This is a genomic window from Ruminococcus sp. RTP21358st1_G6_RTP21358_211008, assembly GCF_040908885.1.
Classification (GTDB): domain Bacteria; phylum Bacillota; class Clostridia; order Lachnospirales; family Lachnospiraceae; genus Blautia_A; species Blautia_A faecis.
The window spans coordinates 117,948-144,321 of sequence record NZ_JBDGDM010000003.1 but is presented as its reverse complement, the minus strand read 5'-3'; the positions used below and the strand labels follow the sequence as shown (position 1 = coordinate 144,321).

Below are 26,374 nucleotides of genomic sequence, written 5' to 3'. Positions count from 1 at the left end.
TATGCCAAGAATTATGACAGATTTTCTGGATGATGCTGTAAAAACACATCCAAATAAAGCTGCTTTTACGGAAGAAGCAAGATCCCTTACATATAAAGAGCTTCAGGAAGAGGCTTACAGGATTGCAATGCCGATTATAAAGTCGGGATTTCGTAAGAAACCAGTAGCCCTTTATTTTGATAAATCCATTTACTGTATTTCATCAATGATGGCAGTCGCTTATAGTGGCAATTTTTATTCTGTAATTGATACGGAAATGCCGGTTGAGCGAATTAATAAAATATTTGAAGTACTTGAGCCAGAACTGGTACTTACAGACAGAAAGCATTTTGAAAATGCAAAAGAGTTTTTTTGTGAAGACAGGATTATTGTTACAGAGGAATTAAATGATTCTGAAATATTTGAAGAAACAATTGAAGAGAGTAAAGCAAAGATTCTGGAGACGGATGTGCTTTATGTCCTTTTTACTTCTGGATCGACAGGAGTTCCAAAAGGAGTAGTCACACCTCATAAAGCAATCACCAGTTACATAGTTGCATTGGTTTCAGACTATAAAATGGACGATACCTATGTACTGGGTGTTCAGGTTCCGTTTTACTATGTTATGACGGCTCTTGATATTTATGGAACAATTGCGGCCAAAGCACATGCTTACCTGATTCCCAAAAGCAAATTTCTTTTCCCAGCTTATCTGGTTCAATATTTGTACGAAAATAAGATTAATTTACTTAGCTGGGTTCCATCTGCACTTTGCATGATAGCTAATACAAATGCATTTTCTGTAGCAGATCTGTCAGCAATCAGACTCATTGTTTTCGGCGGTGAAGTTATGCCAATAAAACAGCTGAAGGCATGGCAGCAAGCGGTTCCGGATGCTGTATATATTAATGCATATGGTTCTACTGAGATTACAGATGGATGTACTTACTATATTGTAGACCGGGAATTTAAAGATGAAGATATCCTTCCAATCGGCATTCCGTACAGCAATTGTGATGTTCTTGTGATTGACGAGCATGGCAATCCTATAACAGAAGGTGTTGGTGAGTTGGTTGTCAGAGGAAATTCAGTAGGATATGGATATTATAAAGATCCCGAAAAGACCGCGGAAGTATTTATTCAGAATCCACTGAATTCCTGTTATCCGGAAACAGTATATAAAATGGGCGATCTGGTACGTTTCAATGAGTATGGTGAATTGGAGTACTATGGTCGCAAAGATTTCCAGATTAAATATATGGGAAGAAGAATTGAACTCGGCGAAATTGAGGCAAATGTAAGCAGCATTGATGGAGTAGATGAAAATTGTTGTGTATTTGATTCGGCTAAAAAGAGAATTGTGTTATTCTATTCTGGCGCAATTGACGATAAAACATTGCTAAAAACATTAAGGTCAAAATTACCGGATTATATGCAGCCAAGAAAAATCAATCATTTACCTGAAATGCCTCATAATCAGAATGGAAAAATTAACAGAAAACTTCTGGCAACACAGATTAGCTGAACAGTAACGTATAAAGAAGTGAAGCTTTCTTCGTATTGAAATGATTTAGGATTTGTGTTATGCTCGTAATTGGAAAATAAATGTATCCTGCTTCAGCAGGTATTTGTGCAAAAACGATAATTGGAAAGCGAGGAAACAAAAATGGACAAATTAATAGAAATTCTTGAGGATATTAAGCCAGGGGTAGATTATGAAACCTGTGATACTCTGATTGATGATGGTTTGCTTGATTCTTTTGCAATTTTGTCAATTGTCAGCGAACTTCAAGATGAGTTTGATATTGCTATTACTCCGGCAGATATTATTCCGGAGAACTTTAACTCTGCAACGGCGCTTTGGGAAATGGTCTGCCGTCTGAAAGACTGATTTGAATGTTGTAGTACATAAGGGGAAGAAAGTATGCAAAGGATAAGAAAAATTCTTGCCATTGCCGCGATATCTGTAATGACTGTTTGCACAGTACCTGTTCAGGCAGAAAATGGAGGTGCTTCTGATACAATTCAGATTCAGCCAGTGACAGTGAAGAAAAGCGGTCTTATAAAAGAAGGTACAAAATACTTTTTCTATGATAAGAAAGGCAATAAACTGAAAAGTAAATGGAAAACCATTCAGAAAAGACGTTACTATTTTAAAGCTGATGGAACAGCAGCAGTTGGTGGAACAAAAATTGGAAAATACACATATGTTTTTGATCTCCAGGGAAGATTGCTCAAGCCATCAAAGTCGAAAATTGTACAAGTAGGAAAGCAATTATATTATGTAAACAAAAAAGGACAGGCAATAAAAGGATTTTTCAAAATCGGAAACAAACTCTACAGAGGCGACATTAAAGGACGTCTGACAAAAAACAAAACGGTTGCAAACGTTACCTTTAACAGCAAGGGATATGCCAAAAATGATTTAAATGCCAAACTAAAGATGAAACTTATGACTATAATTTCCAGAATTACGACTACAGAAATGAGTAAATCTGAAAAGCTTTATTCCTGTTGGCGATATCTTACCAGCAGTGGAAATTTCTATTATTCAACATACTGGCCGGATCTGAATAAAAAAGGATGGCAGCGTGAGGTTGCATATAACATGCTTACTACAGGCGGTGGAGATTGTTATGGGTTTGCCTGCACATTTGCAGCGATGGCACGAGAATTGGGATATAATCCGTATGTAGTTCTTGGTCGCGTTTCTGGTACAAGAGATGGTGCTGCGGATGGTCTTACCAGACATGGATGGGTAATGATTGATGGAGCATATTATGATCCGGAAGCTCAGTTTGCGGGCTGGTATCGTGGTGTGTATGGTAATGGAAGTTATGATATCAATCATACAATCAGCCGCTATATAAGGTATGCTTCATAAAAATCTCTGTAACTGTAACATGATTATGAGATTGATCTTTTAACAGGTGCCAAATTTTATAGATTTTTTTACAATTCCATGGTATCATTATCTTAAATGAAGATAGTGTTTCCATGGGATTTTTTTTGAGGTGACGTATAAATGAAACAGCTAAGAGTGAATAAAATTACTGAGTATCTGGAAGCTAAGAAAAATTTTGAAAAGGATTATATTGGAATTGAAGAGCAGGACATAGATGATATAGATACAAATTATTTTATTGCGTATGCAATTTTCTTCGTTTTGTTTTGATGAAGATGAAAATGGGCATAAGAGTGTTATTGACGGTGTGGAAAGATTAACTACAATCCATGAGTTTGTTCAGAACAAATCATGGATGGACAATCAGGTTGGAGATGGTAAAAAAGTACTTGTTGGGAGAATTGGAGGTCATCCATATTAAAGAATGACGGTATAAAATTCTCGCAGGATTAAGGAAAGAGAGGATGTTAGTGAGTAATAGAGAGTCAGAATTTAGCAAAGTGCTCAACACGGGTGATGTTTTGGTCGTAGCATTTGGTGCTATGATTGGATGGGGATGGGTTGTGTCCTCTGGTCAGTGGATTACCAGTGGTGGAGTTCTTGGAACGGTACTTGGATTTATTATTGGCGGTATTATGATCTACTTTGTAGGTTTGTGTTATGCTGAACTGACTACCGCAATGCCGAAATGTGGTGGTGAACATGTATTTAGCTATAAGGCATTTGGCTCTATTGGAGCCTATATATGTACATGGTCTATTATTTTAAGCTACATTGGCGTTGTATGCTATGAGGCAGTATCATTTCCAACTATCCTTCAATATGTTTTTCCTAAAATAGCCAGAGGATATTTATATTCGGTTGGCGGATTTGATATATATTTTACATGGCTGCTTATTGCAATTGGAATGGCGCTGTTAATTCTATTCCTCAATATTATTGGAATGAAGAAAGCTGCAAGATTTCAGAAAATATTAACTTGTGTAATTGCGGCAGTAGGAATCGCACTGGTTGCAGGAGCTGCATATTCAGGAAACGTAAGCAATCTTCAGAATCAGTTGTTGATTGGAGACACCAGTGGCGAGATTATTCAAAATATTGCGAAAGTTGCTATAATGACGCCTTTTTTTCTTTTTGGATTTGATGTTATACCACAGGCAGCTGAGGAAATTAATGTCCCATTGAAAAAATTGGGGAAGATGATGATTTTTTCTATCATTATGGCAGTTTCTTTTTATGTTCTGGTTGTTCTGGCTGTTGGATATGTTATGGATGCAGGACAGATTAAGACATCGACGTCTTCCGCCACCGGCCTTGTAACTGCCGATGCAATGGGTGTTGCATTTAATAATGCTAATATGGCTAAAGTCCTGATAATTGGTGGTCTTTGCGGTATTGTTACCAGTTGGAATTCGTTCCTGATTGGCGGGAGCAGAGCTTTGTATTCTATGTCTGTTTCCTATATGCTTCCCAGGAAATTTGCTGTACTACATAAGAAATACAATACACCTGTGAATTCATTGCTGTTAATTGGGGCATTATCAGTTATTTCCCCGTTTTTTGGCCGGTCAATGCTTGTGTGGATTGTTGATGCAGGAAATTTTGCCTGCTGTTTTGCTTATTGCATTGTATCACTGTCCTTTATAGTTTTAAGAAGGAAAGAAGCTGATATGAGGAGACCATATAAGGTAAAACACTACAAATTTGTAGGAATAGTTGCAGTTATTATGTCAGGAACCATGTCCGCCATGTATATTATTCCGGAGACGAATTGTACATTGGTCTGGCAGGAATGGATTATTGTCGGTGGATGGATTCTTTTAGGAATTATAATGGCGTATATTAGTAAAAAGAAATATGGCGATAAATTTGCGAATCTTATAGAGTGAGAATAAGTTAAGTTCTATCTCGTTTTATTTATACAGGGGAAGAAAAATGGGAAAGAGAATGCAGGCTGGATTACCATTAAAGGGAAAAAGCTGGCATTAAATAAAAATGGAAAATTGTACACAAACCGTTGGTATAAGGGTTATTATCTTACAGCCAACGGAACAATCGCTACAAGTCAGATGGTTTCAGAGAATGTGTATGTAAATGAAGAGGGCAGGAAATGTGCCAAAGAAGAGGTACGTCTGGGAAAACTGAAGAAGAAACTCCAGTCCACCGTAAATGGGTACAGCGGCAACTGGTCTGTGTATGTGGAAAATCTGAAAACAGGGGATATTTTGTCTATTAATGAAACCAGTATGTATCCAGCCAGTGTGATCAAGCTTTTTGTTATGGAAGCAGTTTATGCCAGCGGCAATAAGAAGCGGATCAACCTGAATGGAACAGTGAAAAGTCTTCTGAACAGTATGATCACGGTCAGTGACAATGAGTGCTATAATGAGCTTGTAAGGACACTTGGAAATGTCAGTTTTTCATCAGGGTGCAATTATATTAACAGGTATTTGAAAAAGCAGGGGTATACGGGCACTGGAGTGCATCATTCTCTTCATCCAAGCAACAGTTATTATCAGAACGATGGCCTTGGAAGTAATCGAAGTTCTGCGAAAGACGTGGGAAAACTGCTGAAAAAAATATATAAAAATAAAGCTGTCTCCCGATCCTGCTCCAGGCAGATGTTAAATCTGCTTTTGAATCAGGAGCGCCGCTACAAGATTCCTGCAGGATTGCCTTCTGGTGTGAAATCAAGAAATAAAACAGGGGAGACAGACAATTACCAGCATGATGCTGCAATCGTATATGGCAAGAAGACGGATTATGTGATCGTGATATATTCCATGGCAAATGAATATACGGGCATAAATGGAATCAAGGAAATTTTCAGTATAGTGTATAATTACCTGAACTAGAGCGCGTTTGAAACAGGCTCTGGAGCCTGTTATTTCTCGGTTATCAGAATACATCGTGGAAGTGTGACCGGAAAACAAACCACGTACACATCATGAAAAATATTATCACCTATTTCTCTTGCAATCTCGTTATAGTTAGTTTATACTAATTACAGAGTTAGGAATGGCTAACCTAACGGTGTAAATCATTTGGACTCCTTATTATGGCAGAAAGACCGCTGACATAATATGATGCGGATTGCGGCTGGACTTTTCCGGGAAGCAGTTCGCGAAGGAGTTCCTTTGAAAAATGAAAGGAGTATACATACCATGGATTACTTAGAAATTGAGAAAGTCACTGGAAGAGAAATTATGGATTCCAGAGGAAATCCTACAGTAGAAGCAGAGGTTTATCTGGTAGATGGAACCATCGGCAGAGGAGCTGCTCCCAGCGGCGCTTCTACAGGCGAATTTGAGGCTCTGGAGCTTAGAGATAATGATAAGAACAGATACCTTGGAAAAGGTGTTACAAAGGCTGTAGAGAACATTAATACATCCATCAATGACACAATCTCAGGAATGGATGCATCCGATATTTATGCAATTGACAAGGCGATGATCAAAGCTGACGGAACCAAGGACAAATCAAACTTTGGTGCAAATGCAATCCTGGCTGTTTCCATCGCATGCTGCCGTGCAGCTGCAACAGCCCTTGATATCCCGCTTTATCGTTTCCTCGGTGGTATTTCCGGAAACCGTATGCCAGTACCGATGATGAACATTGTAAACGGCGGCTGCCATGCACTTTCCTCAGGACTTGACGTGCAGGAGTTCATGATCATGCCAGTTGGAGCACCAAGCTTCAAAGAGTGCTTAAGATGGTGTGCAGAAGTTTTCCATGCTCTTGCAGCTATTCTGAAATCAAGAGGACTTGCAACCTCTGTTGGTGATGAGGGTGGTTTTGCACCAGCTCTGAAATCTGACGAAGAAGCAATTGAGACAATTCTTGAGGCTGTTAAGAATGCAGGCTATGAGCCAGGAAAAGATTTTATGATCGCTATGGACGCAGCTTCTTCTGAGTGGAAGACTGGTAAACTTGGCGAGTACAAGCTTCCAAAGGCCGGCACTGTTTACACATCTGACGAGCTGATCGACCACTGGAAAAAGCTGGTTGACAAGTATCCGATCATCTCCATCGAGGATGCGCTTGATGAGGAAGACTGGGAAGGATGGAAGAAGCTTACCAAAGAACTGGGAGATAAAGTGCAGTTGGTAGGTGATGACCTGTTTGTAACAAATACAGAGAGACTTTCCAAAGGTATTTCTCTTGGATGCGGCAATTCCATCCTAATCAAGCTGAACCAGATCGGATCTGTATCAGAGACTCTTGAGGCAATCAAGATGGCTCATAAGGCTGGTTATACAGCAATTTCTTCCCATCGTTCAGGCGAGACAGAGGATACTACGATTGCTGACCTTGCAGTAGCATTAAATACCTGCCAGATCAAGACCGGTGCTCCGTCCAGAACAGAGCGTGTTGCAAAATACAATCAGCTGCTCCGCATCGAGGAAGAGCTTGGAGATGCAGCACTATATCCTGGAATGAGCGCATTCAATGTAAAACGCTAATGTTCCGCGAAGCGGTTACTAACTGCAAAGTGAACAGTGACAGATTTACGAGATGATTTCACAGATGTAATCTACCTTATCCCCCCCCTTAAGTAGTGTTATAGAAAGATTCCCCTGCCAGGAAAGCGTGGTTCCATGGCAGGGGAATTTTTAGGATTATTTATTGCGATTTACAGGTGATGTTCCGTGAATAATGTTACTGCAAATCGTACAATTATTTCATTCTGTTTTTACAGGAATACATATTTCAGAACAAAGATAACAGCCAGTGCATACATAAGCGGGCTGATCTTTTTGTCTTTAGCTTTTCCAGTACAGACGTTGATAATAACATAAGAGATAACACCAAGTGCAATACCTTCGGAAATGCTGTACAGGAACGGCATTGCAATGATTGCGATAAATGCCGGAATCGCTTCTGTAAGGTCGTCAAAGTCGATCTTGGTAACAGAGGTCAGCATAAGGAATCCAACCACGATCAGAGCCGGAGCTGTGGCGAAGGAAGGGATCGCCAGGAAGATCGGGGAAAGGAACAGGGAAAGTGCGAACAAAACAGCGGAAACAAGTGAAGTAAGACCTGTACGTCCGCCCTCTGCAACACCGGAAGCGCTCTCAACAAATGTGGTAACAGTAGAAGTACCGCACATAGCACCTACAGTAGTGCCAACAGCATCGGAAAGAAGAGCACCTTTGATTTTTGGAAGCTTACCGTCTTTGTCCAACATGTCTGCCTTGGAAGCAACACCGATCAGAGTTCCCAGAGTATCAAACATATCTACAAATAAGAATGCAAACATGATAACGATAAAGTCAAGTGAGAAAACTCCTGCGAAATCCATTTTCATAAAGGTAGGAGCCATACTCGGTACGGAAATTCCATTGGAAAAATCCGGGAGAAGACTGTAGAAACCTGCATCCGGATTTGGAACATAAAGCCCCACAAACTGACAAAGGATTCCAAGCGCCCATGTAATAAGGATGCCCCACAGGATACCACCTTTTACATTCTTTACAAGAAGAATGCCGGTAACCAGTACGCCGATCAGGGCAAGAAGAACAGTGATTCCAAGATAATTGAAAGAACCATCTGACATGGAGCCCTTAAAGGAGAACATGCTTACCAGTGTGGAATCATTGTTTACAACGATCTTTGCATTCTGCAGACCAATAAATGCGATGAAAAGACCGATTCCAACAGAAACTGCGTGTTTCAGTGTCATAGGAATGGAGTTAAAGATCGCTTCACGAACATTGGTAAGGGAAAGCAGGATAAAGATGATACCTTCCACAAATACAGCAACCAGAGCCTGCTGCCAGGAATAACCCATGCCAAGAACTACGGTATATGCAAAGTATGCATTCAGTCCCATACCGGGTGCCAGGACAAACGGGTAATTGGATAACAGTGCCATCAGGCAGGTTGCAATGAAGGATGAAAGTGCAGTAGCAGTAAAGACTGCACCGCGGTCCATTCCGGCTGCGGAAAGGATGTTGGGATTGACAGCGAGGATGTAAGCCATGGTCATGAATGTGGTAATACCGGCCATGATTTCGGTCTTCACGTCAGTGTGGTTTTCCTTCAGGTGAAAAAGTTTTTCAAGGTTCATAAATGTACCCCCTTCTTTTTACGGCAGCTTGTGTGCCGTTTTTTATATTTTACAGGAATGTTTTGGATGTTGCTTTGCCACGCCCGCAACGCGGATTCCTGCAAATTTCAGGTAGTGAACATTTGACAGAGGATAGAGCTTCGAAAAAATCTCTGCAAAATGAATATTATCATTTCAGGGCTTGTCACATCTTTGTGTGTTTGTTTATATATTTGGCTTTGTATTTAGAATATACAATTGTCTGATCTTTATACAGTCCATAATATCCGGAAGCCGCATAGCTGATAGAAACGGCAATCAGATAGAAGGACACTCCCTTAAAGCCAAACATTTCAAAGGCAATCAGAATAGAAGTAATCGGGCAGTTCGTCACACCACAGAAAACAGCAGCCATTCCGCAGGCTGCGCAAAGGGAGGGAGAAAGCCCTATCAGCTGTCCTGCCATGCATCCGAAAGTGGCGCCTACGCAGAAAGACGGAACGATTTCGCCTCCGCGAAAACCAGCCTTCATAGTCAGTGCGGTAAGGAGCATTTTCCAGAAGAAAGCCATATAATCGGTGTCTCCGGTCTCCACTGCTTTCTCAATAAGCTCAGCACCGGCTCCCATGTAATCCGTAGTTCCAAGAATCAGTGTAATAAAAATAACCAGAACGGCACCGGCCACTACCCGTGCATATTTATTAGAAAAAAACCGGCCGTAGAATCTGGCTGTCTCATTTAAAATAATACAGAAGACAATACTGATCACTGCACATCCAAGGGCTACAACGCCCATTTTCAGCCCTGTTTCCAGGGAAAGTGCAGGAATATTTACTACGTGAAAAGCTTCCGGCGTAACGCCCATACCAGCCGCAAAATGGGATGCGATCAAAGATGCGATCATACAGGGCATAAGAGCTGTATAATACATAACCCCTACACTGACTACTTCCAAGGAAAAAACAGCTGCAGCCATTGGTGTGCCAAATAGTGCAGAGAAAGCAGCACTCATACCACACATAACGATCACATGACGGTCTTCCTCATCAAGATGGATCCATCTGCCAAGAAGATTGGCAATGCTGCCACCCAGCTGAATAGCTGCACCCTCACGTCCTGCTGAACCACCGGCAAGATGTGTCAATGCAGTCGAAATAAAAATCAGCGGACCGGATCTCCAGGGCACATCATCCTGGGAACGGACTGTAGAAAGGACTTGATTCGTGCCGCCATCGTCTTTTCCGAATTTCTCATAAAGAAATACGATGCAAAGTCCGAACAGGGGCAGGAGAAAAAAGGTCCACAGATGTGCCTTGCGGTAACCGGTCACTGCCTTCAGCACAAAAGAAAACAAAGTACTAAAAGCTCCCGCTATACATCCTACCACCACTGCCAGAAGCAGCCACTTAAGCAGGTTCCCCATGTCACGTCTGATAGCTCCGGAATAATAGCGAAATTTGTCCTCCGGAGTCTGCCTGTTGTCTTTTTCCATATTATTTTCGTCCTCTCATGTATAGTTGTGACTTACTCCATTTTGTCACCTGAAATAATTGTTTGATATTACTGGAAAATTCCTTTTATAAATACGAATTTATGCGTATTTTTATTATACTATATACGCTCAGAAAAAGCGACAAAAATTTTTGAGAATTTCAAAAATTGTCTATAATTTTAAAGCAGATTGAAAAATGGAAACATAATTTATTATAAGTTTCTTTTTATCGGGGAAAATAATGGAAAAATCTTTTTATACCGGAAAAGGAATCGGTGTGTGTATTCTGGATACCGGGATTTATGAGCATATAGATTTTACTGGCAGGATCTGGACTTTTTATGATTTCCTGGATTTTAAAAGGAGACCTTATGACGATAATGGACATGGCACCCATGTAGCCGGGCTGGTGGCAGGAGATGGCACTGCTTCCATGGGAAAATACAGAGGCGCAGCACCTGGCTGCGGAATCATTGCGCTGAAAGTGCTTGACCGTTATGGAAATGGAAGTCAGGATGACGTGCTTCGGGCTCTTCGGTGGATTCGGGAATACAGGCAGCAGTACAGGATCCGGGTGGTAAATATTTCTGTGGGAACTACCTGTAACTCAAAAAGAAACCATGCCAGGCTTCTGGAAAGTGTGGAGCAGCTGTGGGATGAAGGAGTGGTAGTGGTCACAGCTGCCGGAAACCAGGGACCAAGGCCGGGCAGTATCACAGCTCCAGGAAGCAGCAAAAAAGTGATCACAGTGGGCTCCAGCGATTTGTTGGAAGGGCGCAGTGCTATTTCAGGGAGAGGACCAACGGCGGAATGCGTGTGCAAGCCGGATATTGTGGCACCTGGAAATAAAATTATGTCCTGCGTGCCTGGAAAACCTTATTCCTATGGTGTGAAAAGCGGCACCTCTATGTCTACGCCTCTGGTGACAGGTGCCATTGCCTGTGCTTTGGAAAAAAATCCTGCACTTACCAATACGGATATCAAAACTATGCTGATGAATAGCGCAGAGGATATGGGACTGCCTCAAAACCTGCAAGGGTGGGGGAAATTTAACCGCAGAAAGTTTCTGAAAATGTAAAAGCAGCCAATTGTGTGAAAAGGATTTCTGCTTAAGTGATTTGAAGAAATGTACGAAAAAGAATACACAAACTTTGATAAAGAATTATCACTTTACAGTATAAAAGCACTTGACGAAGTCGCTTTAAGTGAGTAAAATGGACAGCAAGAGTTCCAAGAGATGAGGAGGAAATATCTATGGAAAACAGACGTGTTTCTATGAATCGCCACACAAACCTGCTTCAGTTAGAGGAGCATATGTATCCGCTTGTGGATGTTGCAACTCCCAATGTATTCCGAAATCTTTTTCCATATTCTGAAGTACCGAAAATTGCATTCAACGACCGAGTTGTTCCACATCATATGCCAGATGATATCTGGATCACCGACACGACATTTCGTGATGGCCAGCAGTCCAGAGCACCATACAGCACTGAGCAGATCGTAAGGATTTATGATTACCTTCATAAGCTGGGCGGACCGGAAGGAAGGATCCGTGCTTCTGAATTTTTCCTTTACAGTAAGAAAGACCGTGATGCTGTTGAGAAATGTATGGAGAGAGGCTATGAGTTCCCTGAGGTTACCAGCTGGATCCGTGCAAATAAGAAGGACTTCCAGCTTGTCCGTGATATGGGTATGAGAGAGACCGGTATCCTGGTAAGCTGTTCCGATTATCATATTTTTTATAAGATGAAAATGACACGTAAACAGGCGATGGAGCATTATTTAAGCATTGTAAAAGAATGTCTGGAAATCGGTGTTTCTGTCCGTTGCCATCTTGAAGACATTACACGAGCTGATATTTATGGCTATGTTATCCCATTCTGCCTTGAGCTGATGAAGCTTCGCCAGCAGTACGGCATTCCGGTTAAGGTTCGCTGCTGTGATACCATGGGCTACGGTGTTAACTATCCTGGTGCCGTGATCCCTCGTTCTGTACCTGGTATTATTTATGGTATTATGGTTCATGCAGGCGTTCCTTCTGAACTGATCGAGTGGCATGGACATAATGACTTCTATAAGGCAGTCAGCAACTCTACAACAGCATGGCTGTATGGTGCGTGTGGTGTTAATACTTCTTTATTTGGTATCGGAGAGCGTACCGGAAATACACCTCTTGAGGCAATGGTATTTGAATATGCACAGCTTCGCGGAAACCTTGGAGGTATGGATACAACTGTTATCACAGAGCTTGCTGAGTACTATGAGAAAGAGATTGGCTACCACATACCGGAAAGAACTCCTTTCGTTGGAAAGAACTTCAATGTAACAAGAGCTGGTATCCACGCCGACGGACTTCTGAAAAATGAGGAAATCTATAACGTATTTGATACCGAGAAATTCCTGAACCGCCCGGTTGAGGTTGCCGTTTCCAATACTTCCGGAGCTGCCGGAATCGCACACTGGATCGACAGCCATTATCGACTGAAGGGTGACCAGAAGGTTGATAAGAACAGTGAGCTTGTAAAGATGATCAAGTCCTGGGTTGACCAGCAGTATGAGGATGGCCGTGTTACTGTGCTTTGCGATGCAGAACTGGAAGCAATTGTAGCAGAGACTTGCCAGAGACTTGGAATTACGTTAAAATAGGGTTGCTGTGGACATAGTTCACAGTTACCACAAAACATATACTAGGAGGTAATAATGGGTAAAATTCAAATGCAGACCCCTCTTGTTGAGATGGATGGGGACGAGATGACCAGAATTCTGTGGCAGTTGATCAAGGATGAGCTTCTTCTTCCTTTTATTGATCTGAAGACAGAATACTATGATCTTGGACTGGAATACAGAAATGAGACTGATGACCAGGTAACCATAGATGCAGCGGAAGCCACCAAGAAATACGGAGTTGCTGTTAAATGTGCCACCATTACCCCGAATAAAGCCAGAATGTCTGAGTATAATCTGAAAAAAATGTACAAAAGCCCTAACGGAACTATTCGTGCAATCCTGGATGGAACTGTTTTTCGTGCTCCCATTGTGGTAAAGGGAATCGAGCCATGCGTGAAGAACTGGAAGAAACCTATCACCATTGCCCGTCATGCTTACGGTGATGTATATAAGAATGCCGAGATGTACATTGACAAACCAGGAGATGCTATGCTGGTATTCAAAGGAGAAGACAGCGAGGAGAGGACGGAGCTGATCCATCACTTTGATACTCCAGGCGTGATCCAGGGTGTTCATAACCTGGACAAATCCATTACCAGCTTTGCAAGATGCTGCTTTAATTATGCCTTAGATACCAAACAGGATCTGTGGTTTGGCGGCAAAGATACCATTTCCAAAACATACGATGGCAAATTTAAAGAAATTTTCCATAATATTTATGAAGCTGAGTTTAAGGAAAAATTTGAGGCCGCAGGCATTACTTTCTTCTATAGTCTGATCGATGATGTGGTAGCTCGCGTAATGAAAGCAGAAGGCGGATTTATCTGGGGCTGTAAGAACTATGACGGGGATGTTATGAGTGACATGATTTCCTCTGCATTTGGTTCTCTGGCAATGATGACTTCTGTACTGGTTTCTCCAGATGGATATTATGAGTATGAGGCAGCTCACGGAACTGTACAGAGACATTACTATCGTCATCTGAAGGGAGAGGAGACCTCCACCAACTCTGTAGCAACAATCTTCGCCTGGACCGGTGCTCTGCGAAAAAGGGGTGAGCTGGATCAGAATCAGGAGCTTATAGAGTTCGCAGATAAGCTGGAGAAAGCAACCCTTTCCACCATCGAAGGCGGACAGATGACCAAAGACCTGGCACTGATTACTTCCTTAAAGGATGTAAAAGTCCTTAACAGCCGCGAGTTTATTCTTGCAATCAGAGAGAAGCTTGAGGCCATGTAATAAAACAGACAGCTTTTAAAAGTTGTTTGAAGTAAAAATGTTAATATTGTTATAAAAAAGAAACAGGAACGGTTTCGGATATTTATATTCGAAATTTGTTCCTGTTTTTGAAATAAATATGAAATGTAAGGCTTAAAAGAACAGGTTACTGGTATTTTATGCCAGCTCCTCCCATTTTTCATAAAGCCCTTCCAGTTCTTCTGCTATAGCAGCTTTTTCCCGGCTGAGCTTCGTGCATTCTGCCACATTCGTACAGATATCTGGCAGAACCATGGTTTCATCAATTTCTTTATCCCTTGCTTCCAGCTCTTCAATCCGTGCTTCCACTTTCTTCAGCTCATTTTCCCGTTTTCTCTTCAGAGCCTGTTCCTCTTTCTGCTGCTGCCAGGTGAGTTTGGTTTCAGAAACGTTTTCCTTAACTTCCTGAGCTGCGGTCTCTTGAGCAGGAGCATAAATCCGGGTCATCTCATCCTTCTTTTCCAGATAGTAATCATAATCACCGATATAATTGACAATGGCCTGGTTGGTCAGATCCATAATGCGGGTAGCAGTCTGGTTAATAAAATAACGGTCATGGGAAACGTAGAGGACAGTTCCTGTGTAGCTGTTCAGTGCTTCCTCCAGAATCTCCTTGGATGCAATATCCAGATGGTTGGTAGGCTCATCCAGTATCAGGAAGTTGGCTTCTGAGAGCATCAGCTTCGCCAGGGAAACACGGCCGCGTTCACCACCAGAGAGAGAGGAGATCAGCTTAAACACATCATCTCCTGTAAAAAGAAAAGCAGCCAGCATATTGCGGATTTCAGTCTCAGTGAGAGTTGGATATGTGTCTGATATCTCCTGGAAAATAGTTTTCTCCATATGCAGAACATGGTGTTCCTGATCATAGTATCCGATCTGAACCTTGGAACCCAAGGCAAAGCGTCCTGCATCAGCATCCACAATTCCATTGAGAATCTTCAAAATTGTGGTCTTACCAGTACCATTGTTGCCAATCAGGGCAACACGCTCCCCACGTTTGATTTCAAAATTAATATCTGTAAACAAAGTCTGTCCCGGGAAAGCCTTGGAAAGTCCTTCTACAGTAAGTACATCATTTCCACTGATAAAACGTGGTTCCAGGGAAATACGCATCTGGTTATCAATTTCAATTGGTTTCTCAATGCGCTGGATTTTGTCCAGCATTTTTACACGGCTCTCAGCACGCTTAATGGATTTCTCGCGGTTAAAGGAGCGGAGCTTGGTGATAACAGCCTCCTGATGTTTGATCTCTCTTTGCTGGTTCAGGTAAGCCTTGTACTGGGCGTCACGCAGCTGCGCTTTTTTCAGGGCATAAGCGGAATAGTTGCCTTCGTACATTCTCATCTGGGCAGCCTCGATCTCCACAATCTTGGTAACTACCTTGTCCAGAAAATAACGGTCATGGGAAACGATAAATACAGCACCCGGGTAGTTAAGAAGATAGGTCTCAAGCCATGCGATGCTCTCCATATCCAGATGGTTGGTAGGCTCGTCCAGAAGGAGAATATCCGGTTTGGAAATCAGAAGCTTGCCAAGTGCAACCCGGGTTTTCTGACCTCCGGAAAGGTTCTCAATCTGTTTGCCGTAGTCTTCTTCTTCAAATCCAAGACCTTTTAAAACTCCTACGATTTCACTTTTATAAGCGTAGCCGTTTTCCAGCTCAAACTGGTGCGTCAGGCGGGTATAGCTGTTCATCAGGCTCTCAAGTTTGTCGCCTGCTACGTATTTCATTTCCTGTTCCAGAGAACGGATCTTGTCTTCCATATCCAAAATGTACCGCTTGGTGGTCATCAGTTCTTCGTAAATGGTGTGATGACCGTGGATATCCTGGTACTGGGCCAGATAACCGATCTTCTTATCCTTGGCAATGACCACCTGACCGGAATCCGCGGAAATCTCCTCCATGATAATACGAAGAAGAGTCGTTTTCCCCGCACCGTTATTGCCGATGAGAGCGGCCTTTTCCCGTTCTTCTATGTGAAAAGAAGCATCCTGCAGGATTACCTTTTCCCCAAAAGATTTGCAGATGCTCTGACATGATAAAATCATAAGTTCCTCCTTAAAAAGGCGGTTCTGTATACACAGAAACAGCATTATTAGAATGTTCAATAGTATATTATACTTGAAAAATTTATTTTTTGAAAGAATAATTGTCAAATCACAAAAAAATTTGCAAAAATTTGTAATTCTGCACAACTTTAATTGACAAGAAAATAACATTTCGGTATAATTGACATAGTGTTACGCGGGCTGCCGATTACAGGTAATGTTCCGCGATGCGTTTTTAGCGGAAAATTACAGGCAGCGGAAACAAGGAGGGGAACATTTTGGATGCAAAAGAGATCTCAAAGGCGGTAATTAAGAGATTGCCAAGATATTATCGCTATCTGGGGGAGCTGATGGAAGAGAAGGTGGAACGTATATCTTCCAACGACCTGAGTAAAAAAATGCATGTGACTGCTTCACAGATCCGACAGGACTTAAATAATTTCGGTGGTTTTGGACAGCAGGGATATGGATATAATGTAGAATATCTTTATACAGAAATTGGTAAAATACTGGGACTGGACACTATTCATCCCATGATCATTCTGGGTGCAGGTAATCTGGGACAGGCACTTGCCAATTATGGAGACTTCGAAAAACGTGGCTTCCGCCTGGTAGGGATTTTTGACGTAAACCCGGTTTTGGAGGGGATTTCCGTTCGCGGGATTGAGATCCAGATGGTTAGCAGTCTCCCGGAATTTATCAGGGAGAATCAGGTGGAGATTGCCATTCTGACCCTGCCGAAGAATAAGGCCAAGGAGATGGCGAAGGTTCTTATTGACAATGGAATCAAGGCAATCTGGAATTTTGCCCATACAGATCTTGACGCCCCGGAGGATGTGATCGTAGAGAACGTTCATCTGTCCGAGAGTCTGATGGCACTGTCTTACAACTTAAGCCAGTATCGTAACGAACATAAAGAAAACAAAGAATAAAAGTCAAAGAGGACTGCTGCTTGTCTCGCTGAAGGATTTACAGGAGACCGGGCGGCAGTTTTGCATTAGGAGTGGCCTTATGAAAAAAGTTGTAACCTGCAGTCAGATGAAGCTGCTTGACCATGGCACTATTCATAATATGCATGTTCCCTCCCTGGTTCTCATGGAGAGGGCAGCACTTGCCACAGCAGAAGAGATCCGGAAATATCTGGAAAAGAAAAACGGTTCTGCTAATTTGAAAAAAGAACGGATTCTGACCGTCTGCGGATCTGGCAATAACGGAGGTGACGGCATTGCCATTGCAAGACTTCTGCATCTGGCGGGAATTCGTTCTGAGATTTATCTTGCAGGAAATCCGGATAAAATGACAGAAGAAACCCGACATCAGTGGGATATTGCCATGAGCTACCAGGTACCGGTAATGAATAACCCTGTATGGGATGAATATACTGTTATAGTAGACGGAATTTTCGGCGTTGGACTCTCCAGGGAGATTATCGGGAATTACAAAGAGATAATTGACCATATGAATGAAGCTCCTGCGTATAAAGCAGCGGTGGATATTCCGTCTGGCATTCATGGAGATACGGGAGCTGTTCTTGGAACTGCTTTTGAGGCAGATCTTACCGTAACATTTGCGTATAAAAAATGTGGGCTTTGTCTGTATCCGGGAAGAGCTTATGCTGGCAGAACTGTGGTGGCGGATATTGGGATTTATGACCGGGACCGTGATGGCAGTGAGCTTGCAAGCAAGGCTGCCTGGTATATGGAAAAATCTGACGTAAAAACTCTCCCGGCAAGAAAACCATGGGGAAATAAAGGAACATTTGGCAAGGTCCTTCTTGTGGCGGGTTCGAAGGGAATGTGCGGAGCAGCCTGTCTGAGTGCCAGTGCAGCACTTCATGGAGGCGCCGGGATGGTGAAGATCCAGACTGTGGAAGAGAACCGGATTCCTTTACAGAGCCTTTTGCCTGAGGCAATGCTGACCAGCGAATTTGATGAGGAAGCCAATAGGAAAAATTTAAACTGGTGTGATGTGCTGGTAATCGGTCCAGGGCTTGGAACAGAAGGCTCAGGAAAGGAAAGAATGCTTTGGTTCCTGGAAAACGGAGCAAAAGCAGGAAAGCCTGTTATACTGGATGCAGATGGTCTGAATATTCTGGCAATGCATCCACAGTGGATGAAATTCATAGGGAAACAGACCATTCTCACTCCCCATATGGGCGAGATGAGCCGTCTTTGCGGCTTGGATGTATCAGAACTAAAGGAAGACCCTGTAGCCTGTGCTTATCAATATGCAGAGAAAAGTGGCGGTGTTCTGGTACTGAAAGACGCATGTACAGTAATAACTGACCGGAATGAAAAGCTGTATCTGAATCTTTCTGGTAATTCGGGAATGGCCACAGCAGGAAGCGGAGATGTACTTTCCGGTATTATCGCAGCTGTTCTCTGCATGTATTTAAGCTGTGAGGAAGAACAGGAGCTTTCCTATAAAGCTGCCCTGGCAGTATATATTCACGGTCTTTGCGGTGATATTGCCAGAGAGAAAAAAGGATCTCACGGCATGACGGCGAAGGATATGATCGAAGCACTGCCGGAAGTTTTGAAACTGGCAGAAGTTCAGAGTAAAGAATGAGAATTGTGACGTACATTTTGCAGAACGCCTTTTGGGGCATGCTCTGATAAATTTAGAAAATCGAGGAAAATGTTATGGAAAAATACAGCAGAATCAAAGCATTGATTTCTCTTGACGCAATCAGATATAATTTTGAACAGATGAAGAAGAACATAAAAGAGGGTACAAAGATCATCGCAGTGATCAAAGCGGATGCATATGGTCACGGTGCAGTACCTATTGCGAGAATGCTTGAGGAATTTGATTATATATGGGGATTTGCTGCGGCTACAGCCCAGGAGGCATTACAGCTTCGAAGAGCCGGGATCACAAGGCCGATTCTGATCCTGGGGCTGGTATTTGAAGAATATTATAAAGAACTTGCCGAAAATGATGTGCGCATGGCCGTCTGTGATTATGAGACCGCCAGGAAGTTTAACAAAGCTGCTGAAGAAGCGGGCAAAAAAGGTCTGATCCATCTGGCTGCTGATACAGGCATGACCAGGATCGGATTTAAGGACAGAGAAGAGAGTCTGGAGGAAATCCGCAGAATTGCAGCTCTTCCCAATGTGGAAATTGAAGGTTTATTTACTCATTTTGCAAGAGCAGATGAATACGACCGCACCCCGGCAATGGTTCAGCTGAAACGATATCTTGATTTTGCTGATCTTCTGGAAAAAAATGGAATCCATATTCCACTGCATCACTGCTCCAATAGTGCCGGAATAATCCGTGTACCGGAAGCCAACCTGAACATTGTCCGTGCAGGAATTACCATTTATGGAATTTATCCCTCTGAGGAAGTGGAAAAAGACATCGTAATGCTGAAACCTGTAATGTCACTGAAGAGTCATGTTTCCTACGTGAAGGATGTGGAGCCGGGGGTTCAGGTAAGCTACGGTGGAACCTACACGACAGATCATGTTACAAAGATGGCAACAATTCCTGTGGGATATGCAGATGGATACCCCAGAATGCTTTCTAATAAAGGCTGGGTTCTGATCCATGGAAAAAAAGCGCCGATCTGTGGCAGAGTCTGCATGGACCAGTTTATGGTAGATGTGACAGAAATTCCGGATGTAAAGACAGGGGATGAAGTGACACTGCTTGGAAAAGATGGGGATGAGGTTATCAGTGCAGATACACTGGGAGATCTGTCCGGCCGTTTTTCTTATGAATTTGTATGTAATATCAGCAAACGTGTGCCAAGAATCTATATCCGCGATGGGAAAGAGTGCGGCGAGCTGACATATTTTGACTGAGCATACCCAGACAAATTGTGACGCGTATCCTTTGGAAAGCCTTTTGCAGGTATGCGTCAGGTAAGAACAATACAGACGGAAAGGGTTCCGTTACCGGCTTTTATAAGAACCCGTAACGAATTACGGGAAAAATACCACACATGTATACACATGAAAAAAGTTGGAAATACTTATTTTCAGAAAAGTAAAAGTAAAACGGAGTGTGAATTGTGTGGTAATTAAAAGAGGGGATATTTTTTATGCGGATCTTCGGCCCGTGGTGGGAAGCGAGCAGGGAGGTATCCGACCGGTACTTATTATTCAGAATGATGTAGGCAACAGACATAGTCCTACCGTGATCTGCGCAGCTATTACATCCAAAATGAACAAGGCGAAGCTGCCCACCCATATTGAGATTGATGCATCGGCCTATGGAATTGAAAAAGATTCTGTAATTTTGTTAGAACAGCTTCGCACCATTGACAAGAGAAGATTAAAAGATAAAGTATGTCACCTGGATGGTCCTATGCTTGACAAGGTGAACCATGCTCTTGAAATCAGCCTGGAGCTTACATTCTCTTGACGAAAAGAAACTTTAGTGATATAGTTGTAAAGTCTCAGCGGCATTGACTGCCGCAATTGCACATTCGTGCTGCTGTGGAATAAGGAAGCAGCAGTATGTTTTCGTTACTGCGAAGGTAATAAGCAGTAACGCTGTCTAGGAGGAACAAAGGTTTAATATATGGAATCTGGCAGTAGTATGCCCCTGGCGGGCTTTGTCATTTTATTATTGCTTTTGTGGCTGAATGGTATTTTTTATGGATTTTCAGCTGCAGTGCACAATCTGAGCGAAAACGAAGTGGAGAAACGGGCGCAGGAAGGAGATAAGAAAGCAGTCTTTCTTCTTTCCCTGATCAACAATCCTGTTTCATTTGTCAATGCGATTCCGCTGATTGTTATGGCTTCCGGAGTCTGTTTCGGAGCATTTATCGTTCCATGGGCTACCGAGACCTTTCATCCCTACATAAAGCATTTGGCTGCATTGATCCTAGTGCTTGCACTGGTGATCATTCTGCTTGCGTCTCTTGGTATTCTTACATTCAGGAGAATCGGAACCTATCACCCGGAGAAATATGCATATCGGTATATGAAGATTGTGGGATTTTTTACCAGGATCCTGTATCCTTTTACTATGTGCGTAACCTTTATTGCCAAGCTGGCAGCAAGGCCATTTGGTGTTGCTTTTAATCAGTCAGAGGATCCGGTGACGGAGGAAGAGATCATTTCCATTGTAGATGAAGCCCATGAGCAAGGTGTCATTGAGGAAAACGAAGCAGAGATGATCCAGAATATCATGGAGTTTACGGACACTGAAGCCAAGGACATTATGACGCATCGCAAGAATGTGATCGCATTTGATGAGGAGGACAATCTTCAGACCATTGTGGATACCATGCTTGAGAAAGGAAATTCCCGTTATCCTGTATTTAGAGAGACGATAGATAATATAGTAGGAATTATTCATTATAAAGATGCTTTGAAATTTCTCACCAGGAATTCCTGGGCGAAGTTCAAACCCCTTAAGGATCTGCCGGGATTGATCAGAGAAGCTTCTTTTATTCCGGAGACAAGGGGAATCAGTGATCTTTTCAAATCCATGCAGATGAAGAAAATTCATATGGCAGTGGTAGTGGACGAGTATGGACAGACTTCAGGAATTGTCTCAATGGAAGATATTCTGGAGGAAATCGTAGGAGATATTCTGGATGAATACGATGAAGACGACAGTACGTTCCGGACGCAGAAGGATAACAGTGTGATCATTGACGCACTGGCGTATCTGGAAGATGTAGCGGAAGAGCTTGGAATTGATTTCGGTAAAGTGGAATTTGAGACCTTAAATGGTTATCTGACGAATCTTCTTGGACATATTCCCACAGAAGATGATCTGGATAAAGAAATTGTTGTAAACGGCTACCGTTTCAGAATTCTTTCCCTTGGCAACAAAACCATCGGAAAGGTGCGGGCCGAAAAGATAAAAAAAGAACCAAAAGGAGAGGATAAGAAATGTCAGGACATTCAAAATTCGCAAACATAAAGCACAAGAAAGAAAAAAACGATGCTAAAAAAGGAAAAATCTTTACCATCATCGGTCGTGAGATCGTAATGGCTGTTAAAGCAGGTGGTCCGGATCCGAACAACAATGGTAAGCTTCGTGACGTTATTGCAAAGGCAAAGGCAAACAACATGCCAAACGATACCATTGAGCGTGGTATTAAGAAAGCAGCCGGTGCTGATTCCGCAGACAGTTATGAGAAAGCTGTATACGAAGGATATGGTCCGAATGGTGTTGCCATCATCGTTGAGACTCTGACTGATAACAAGAACCGTACAGCCAGCAACGTAAGAAACGCTTTTACAAAGGGTAACGGAAGCATTGGAACCCAGGGCTGTGTATCCTATATGTTCGATCAGAAGGGTCAGATCATCATTGACAAGGAAGAGTGCGAGATGGACGCTGACGAACTGATGATGACCGCTCTTGATGCAGGTGCTGAGGATTTCAACGAAGAAGAGGACAGCTATGAAGTTCTCACTGCTCCGGATGATTTAGGTGCAGTACGCGAGGCTCTTGAGGCCGCAGGTGTTCCGCTTCTTGAGGCACAGGTTGCCATGATCCCGCAGACAACTGTTGAACTGACAGATGAGAAATCCCTTAAGGATATCCAGAGAATCCTTGATCTTCTGGATGATGACGACGATGTAACAGATGTATGGCATAACTGGGACGAATAATTTAATCAGATTTGCAGATACTACCTCCATACGATTGTATGGAGGTATTTTTATGCAGCAAAGAGAGGATAATGAAGCCGAAAGCGAAAAAAAAGAATCTGTGGAAAAAGAAGAACAGCAAAATAAGCAGATCCGTGATATGGGACAGGTTATTTTAAATGAGAATTCTAATAAATATAAAGTGGAACTTCTGACGATCATCGGTGAGGTAGAGGGGCACGAATCGGCGCCGTCTCACAGCAAAACTACAAAATACGAGCATGTTTTGCCAAAACTTGCCATGATCGAGGATGACAAGTCTGTGGACGGGCTTCTGGTTTTGCTTAATACTGTGGGCGGTGACGTGGAGGCTGGTCTTGCCATTGCAGAGATGATCGCCTCTTTAAGCGTGCCAACAGTGTCCCTGGTACTTGGAGGCGGTCACTCCATTGGTGTTCCCATGGCTGTTTCCGCGGATTATTCTTTTGTAGTTCCCAGTGCCACCATGGTGATCCACCCTGTTCGCACAAATGGCATGTTTATTGGCGTCGCCCAGTCCTACCGCAACATGGAGAAAATCCAGGACCGGATCACCACCTTCATTTCCAGTCACACTCACATGTCCCAGGAAAGACTGGAAGAACTGATGCTGGACACTACGCAGCTGGTAAAAGATGTGGGAACTATGTTAGAAGGTCCGGAGGCAGTGAAAGAAGGTCTGATCGATGAAGTTGGAGGAATGAAAGAAGCTCTTGGGAAATTATATGAATTAATTGGTGAAGAGAAAAGCAAATCCCCTGAAAAATGAAAAATTATACATTTTTTGGAAAAATATAAGAAAAACAGGAGAATTTTATTTTACTAACCTGTCTTTTTGTGCTATAGTGTTATAGGATATGACCGACACAAGTGTCCATACAGCGGACATATACATGAAGTGACGGTTAAATATAGGTTACTGCCCGCGGAGTGAGCAGCAACAAATATAGTACTTCAGGAGGGAACTATGTATAAGATACTCAACGCAGAGAAACTTTCTGCAAATGTTTTTCTTATGGATGTGGAAGCTCCTCGTGTGGCTAAGCATTGTCTGCCTGGCCAGTTCGTCATCGTGAAGATGGACGAAGTAGGAGAGAGAATTCCGCTTACAATCTGCGACTATGATGCAGAGAAAGGTACTGTAACAATCGTTTTCCAGCCGGCTGGTGCTTCAACAACCAGAATGGCCCAGCTGAAAGCAGGCGATTACTTCGAAGATTTTGTTGGACCTCTGGGACAGCCATCTGAGCTTTGCCATGAAGATCTCGAAGAGCTTAAGAAGAAAAAAATCGTTTTCGTAGCAGGTGGTGTTGGTACAGCTCCTGTATATCCTCAGGTGAAATGGCTTCACGAGCATGGCATTACCGCTGATGCGATTGTTGGTGCCAAGACAAAGGATCTCCTTATTCTTGAGGACAAGATGAAAGAAGTATGTAATCTGTATGTTACTACAGATGATGGTTCTTATGTACGTAAAGGTATGGGTACAGATGTACTTCGTGACCTTGTGCAGAATCAGGGCAAAGAGTATGATCTCTGCGTTGCAATCGGACCGATGATCATGATGAAATTTGTCTGCCTGTTAACAAAAGAACTGAACATTCCTACAGTTGTCAGCATGAACCCGATCATGGTAGACGGAACCGGTATGTGCGGAGCCTGTCGTTTAATGGTTGGCGGCGAAGTGAAATTTGCCTGCGTAGACGGACCGGAATTTGATGGACATAAAGTTGATTTCGACCTTGCCATGAAGAGACAGCAGATGTATAAGACCGAAGAGGGACGTGCTCTTCTGAAGCTTCAGGAAGGCGATACCCATCACGGCGGATGCGGACATTGTGGAGGTGACAAATAATGGCAGATGTATTAAAGAAAGTACCAGTCAGAGAGCAGGCTCCTAAGGTTCGTGCTACTAACTTTGAAGAGGTTTGCCTTGGTTACAATAAAGAAGAGGCAATGGAAGAAGCAAACAGATGCCTTGGCTGTAAGAAAGCAAAATGTATGGAAGGATGCCCGGTATCTATCAATATCCCAGGCTTCGTTCATGAAGTAAAAGAAGGAAACTTTGAAAAAGCTTACCAGATCATCGGTGAGTCCAGTGCTCTTCCGGCTGTTTGCGGACGTGTATGTCCTCAGGAGACACAGTGCGAGGGTAAATGTATCCGCGGTCTGAAAGGGGAAGCTGTTTCCATTGGTAAACTGGAGCGTTTCGTTGCTGACTGGGCGAAGGAGAATGGTATCAAACCAGTTCCGGCTGCACAGAAGAACGGACATAAAGTTGCAGTGATCGGTTCCGGTCCTTCCGGACTTACCTGCGCCGGAGATCTTGCAAAGATGGGTTACGATGTAACAATCTTCGAGGCACTTCACAAAGCTGGTGGAGTTCTTGTTTATGGTATTCCGGAATTCCGTCTTCCAAAAGACAAAGTAGTTGCAGCAGAGGTTGAGAACGTAAAATCTCTGGGTGTTAAGATTGAGACCAACGTTATCATTGGTAAATCCGTAACAATCGACGAGCTTCTTAAAGATGAGGGATTTGAGGCTGTATTTATCGGATCCGGTGCCGGACTTCCAATGTTCATGGGAATCCCGGGTGAGCAGGCTAACGGTGTATTCTCCGCTAACGAGTACCTGACACGTAACAACCTTATGAAAGCATTCCGTGAGGATTATGATACTCCGATCGCACATGGCAAGAAGGTTGCTGTTGTTGGTGGTGGTAACGTTGCTATGGACGCTGCAAGAACTGCACTTCGTCTTGGCGCAGAGGTACATATTATTTATCGTCGTTCAGAAGCAGAGCTTCCTGCACGTAAAGAGGAAGTTCATCACGCAAAAGAAGAGGGCGTACAGTTTGATCTTCTTTGCAATCCTGTTGAGATCCTTACAGATGACAAAGACTGGGTAACCGGTATTAAATGTATCCGTATGGAGCTTGGCGAGCCGGATGCTTCCGGAAGAAGACGCCCTGTTGAGATTCCTGGCTCTGAGTTTACCATCGACGTGGATACTGTTATCATGTCCCTTGGTACAAGCCCGAACCCGCTGATCTCTTCCACAACTATCGGCCTTGATGTAAACAAGAGAAAATGTATCATTGCTGACGAAGAGTTTGGTAAGACTTCAAAAGAAGGCGTATATGCTGGGGGAGATGCTGTTACAGGTGCTGCCACTGTTATCCTTGCTATGGGAGCAGGTAAAGCAGGTGCACGCGGCATCGATGAGTATATTAAGAGCAAATATGCAAAATAAAAGCTGCTGGCCTCAAAATGGACAGTAACAAATATATGCACCTTTTTTCTGAGAAGTAAGAAGGTGTGAGTTCCCTGTCTGGGATTTCGGTTTGAAATCTCAGGCAGGGTTTTTTCTAT

The 26,374-nt window shown here is 42.9% G+C and carries 23 protein-coding genes; 20 read left to right on the top strand and 3 right to left on the bottom strand.

What is annotated here, in order from left to right; translation table 11 throughout:
* Position 1: 1 nt before the first annotated feature.
* From AB5Z12_RS02295 to eno, 8 genes are all read left to right on the top strand, one after another.
* A complete protein-coding gene (locus AB5Z12_RS02295; RefSeq protein WP_148462588.1) occupies positions 2-1,504 on the top strand; it encodes an AMP-binding protein in 1,503 nt (500 codons plus the stop codon).
* Positions 1,505-1,645: 141 nt separating this feature from the next.
* Positions 1,646-1,870 carry an acyl carrier protein gene (locus AB5Z12_RS02290; protein ID WP_148462587.1) on the top strand — a complete coding sequence of 75 codons (225 nt, stop codon included), beginning with the start codon at positions 1,646-1,648 and terminating at the stop codon, positions 1,868-1,870.
* A 33-nt stretch (positions 1,871-1,903) separates the two neighbouring features.
* On the top strand, positions 1,904-2,863 hold the full coding sequence (locus AB5Z12_RS02285) for a transglutaminase-like domain-containing protein (RefSeq protein ID WP_148462586.1): 960 nt from the start codon (positions 1,904-1,906) through the stop codon (positions 2,861-2,863).
* Positions 2,864-3,004: 141 nt separating this feature from the next.
* Positions 3,005-3,154, top strand: coding sequence for a hypothetical protein (locus AB5Z12_RS02280; protein ID WP_173718673.1), 150 nt, complete (start codon positions 3,005-3,007; stop codon positions 3,152-3,154).
* Positions 3,129-3,305 (top strand): hypothetical protein, encoded by a 177-nt coding sequence (locus AB5Z12_RS02275; protein WP_195590189.1) that lies wholly within the window; start codon positions 3,129-3,131, stop codon positions 3,303-3,305. The genes AB5Z12_RS02280 and AB5Z12_RS02275 overlap by 26 nt, the downstream gene beginning before the upstream one ends.
* A 43-nt stretch (positions 3,306-3,348) precedes the next feature.
* Positions 3,349-4,773, top strand: a complete 1,425-nt coding sequence (locus AB5Z12_RS02270; RefSeq protein WP_202031464.1) for an APC family permease — start codon at positions 3,349-3,351, stop codon at positions 4,771-4,773.
* Positions 4,774-4,887: 114 nt separating this feature from the next.
* A complete protein-coding gene (locus AB5Z12_RS02265; RefSeq protein ID WP_148462585.1) occupies positions 4,888-5,739 on the top strand; it encodes a serine hydrolase in 852 nt (283 codons plus the stop codon).
* Between the two features lie 309 nt (positions 5,740-6,048).
* On the top strand, positions 6,049-7,347 hold the full coding sequence (gene eno, locus AB5Z12_RS02260; protein WP_148462584.1) for a phosphopyruvate hydratase: 1,299 nt from the start codon (positions 6,049-6,051) through the stop codon (positions 7,345-7,347).
* Between the two features lie 230 nt (positions 7,348-7,577).
* Here the strand turns inward: eno and AB5Z12_RS02255 are convergent, their stop codons facing one another.
* Entirely contained in the window at positions 7,578-8,954 is a 1,377-nt protein-coding gene (locus AB5Z12_RS02255; protein WP_148462583.1) for an NCS2 family permease, read from the bottom strand.
* Between the two features lie 184 nt (positions 8,955-9,138).
* Positions 9,139-10,425 carry a chloride channel protein gene (locus AB5Z12_RS02250; RefSeq protein WP_148462582.1) on the bottom strand — a complete coding sequence of 429 codons (1,287 nt, stop codon included), beginning with the start codon at positions 10,423-10,425 and terminating at the stop codon, positions 9,139-9,141.
* Between the two features lie 241 nt (positions 10,426-10,666).
* Here AB5Z12_RS02250 and AB5Z12_RS02245 point away from each other — a divergent pair, with 241 nt between their 5' ends.
* From AB5Z12_RS02245 to AB5Z12_RS02235, 3 genes are all read left to right on the top strand, one after another.
* The gene (locus AB5Z12_RS02245) at positions 10,667-11,503 is read left to right on the top strand and encodes a S8 family peptidase (protein WP_148462581.1); all 837 of its coding nucleotides are present in this window, start codon (positions 10,667-10,669) and stop codon (positions 11,501-11,503) included.
* 176 nt (positions 11,504-11,679) lie between these two features.
* Positions 11,680-13,071, top strand: a complete 1,392-nt coding sequence (locus tag AB5Z12_RS02240; protein WP_148462580.1) for a 2-isopropylmalate synthase — start codon at positions 11,680-11,682, stop codon at positions 13,069-13,071.
* Positions 13,072-13,125: 54 nt separating this feature from the next.
* Positions 13,126-14,331, top strand: coding sequence for an NADP-dependent isocitrate dehydrogenase (locus tag AB5Z12_RS02235; RefSeq protein WP_368356828.1), 1,206 nt, complete (start codon positions 13,126-13,128; stop codon positions 14,329-14,331).
* 156 nt (positions 14,332-14,487) lie between these two features.
* Here AB5Z12_RS02235 and abc-f read toward each other — a convergent pair whose 3' ends face one another.
* Positions 14,488-16,401, bottom strand: coding sequence for a ribosomal protection-like ABC-F family protein (gene abc-f / locus AB5Z12_RS02230; RefSeq protein WP_148462579.1), 1,914 nt, complete (start codon positions 16,399-16,401; stop codon positions 14,488-14,490).
* A gap of 278 nt (positions 16,402-16,679) precedes the next feature.
* Between abc-f and AB5Z12_RS02225 the strand changes: the two genes are divergently transcribed.
* The 9 genes from AB5Z12_RS02225 (at position 16,680) to gltA (ending at position 26,255) form a co-directional block, all read left to right on the top strand.
* Positions 16,680-17,333, top strand: coding sequence for a redox-sensing transcriptional repressor Rex (locus AB5Z12_RS02225; RefSeq protein ID WP_118578406.1), 654 nt, complete (start codon positions 16,680-16,682; stop codon positions 17,331-17,333).
* A 79-nt stretch (positions 17,334-17,412) separates the two neighbouring features.
* Complete coding sequence (locus tag AB5Z12_RS02220) at positions 17,413-18,969, top strand: NAD(P)H-hydrate dehydratase (RefSeq protein WP_148462578.1); 1,557 nt, start codon at positions 17,413-17,415, stop codon at positions 18,967-18,969.
* Positions 18,970-19,043: 74 nt separating this feature from the next.
* Positions 19,044-20,210, top strand: coding sequence for an alanine racemase (gene alr / locus AB5Z12_RS02215; protein WP_148462577.1), 1,167 nt, complete (start codon positions 19,044-19,046; stop codon positions 20,208-20,210).
* A gap of 211 nt (positions 20,211-20,421) precedes the next feature.
* Entirely contained in the window at positions 20,422-20,772 is a 351-nt protein-coding gene (locus tag AB5Z12_RS02210) for a type II toxin-antitoxin system PemK/MazF family toxin (RefSeq protein WP_021926628.1), read from the top strand.
* A gap of 159 nt (positions 20,773-20,931) precedes the next feature.
* The gene (locus AB5Z12_RS02205) at positions 20,932-22,287 is read left to right on the top strand and encodes a hemolysin family protein (RefSeq protein ID WP_148462576.1); all 1,356 of its coding nucleotides are present in this window, start codon (positions 20,932-20,934) and stop codon (positions 22,285-22,287) included.
* Positions 22,257-22,985 carry a YebC/PmpR family DNA-binding transcriptional regulator gene (locus tag AB5Z12_RS02200; protein ID WP_118578401.1) on the top strand — a complete coding sequence of 243 codons (729 nt, stop codon included), beginning with the start codon at positions 22,257-22,259 and terminating at the stop codon, positions 22,983-22,985. The genes AB5Z12_RS02205 and AB5Z12_RS02200 overlap by 31 nt, the downstream gene beginning before the upstream one ends.
* 52 nt (positions 22,986-23,037) lie before the next feature.
* The gene (locus AB5Z12_RS02195) at positions 23,038-23,772 is read left to right on the top strand and encodes a ClpP family protease (protein WP_148462575.1); all 735 of its coding nucleotides are present in this window, start codon (positions 23,038-23,040) and stop codon (positions 23,770-23,772) included.
* 198 nt (positions 23,773-23,970) lie between these two features.
* Positions 23,971-24,858, top strand: coding sequence for a sulfide/dihydroorotate dehydrogenase-like FAD/NAD-binding protein (locus AB5Z12_RS02190; RefSeq protein WP_118578399.1), 888 nt, complete (start codon positions 23,971-23,973; stop codon positions 24,856-24,858).
* A complete protein-coding gene (gene gltA / locus AB5Z12_RS02185) occupies positions 24,858-26,255 on the top strand; it encodes an NADPH-dependent glutamate synthase (RefSeq protein WP_148462574.1) in 1,398 nt (465 codons plus the stop codon). Before AB5Z12_RS02190 ends, gltA begins: the two co-directional genes overlap by 1 nt.
* Positions 26,256-26,374: the final 119 nt, after the last annotated feature.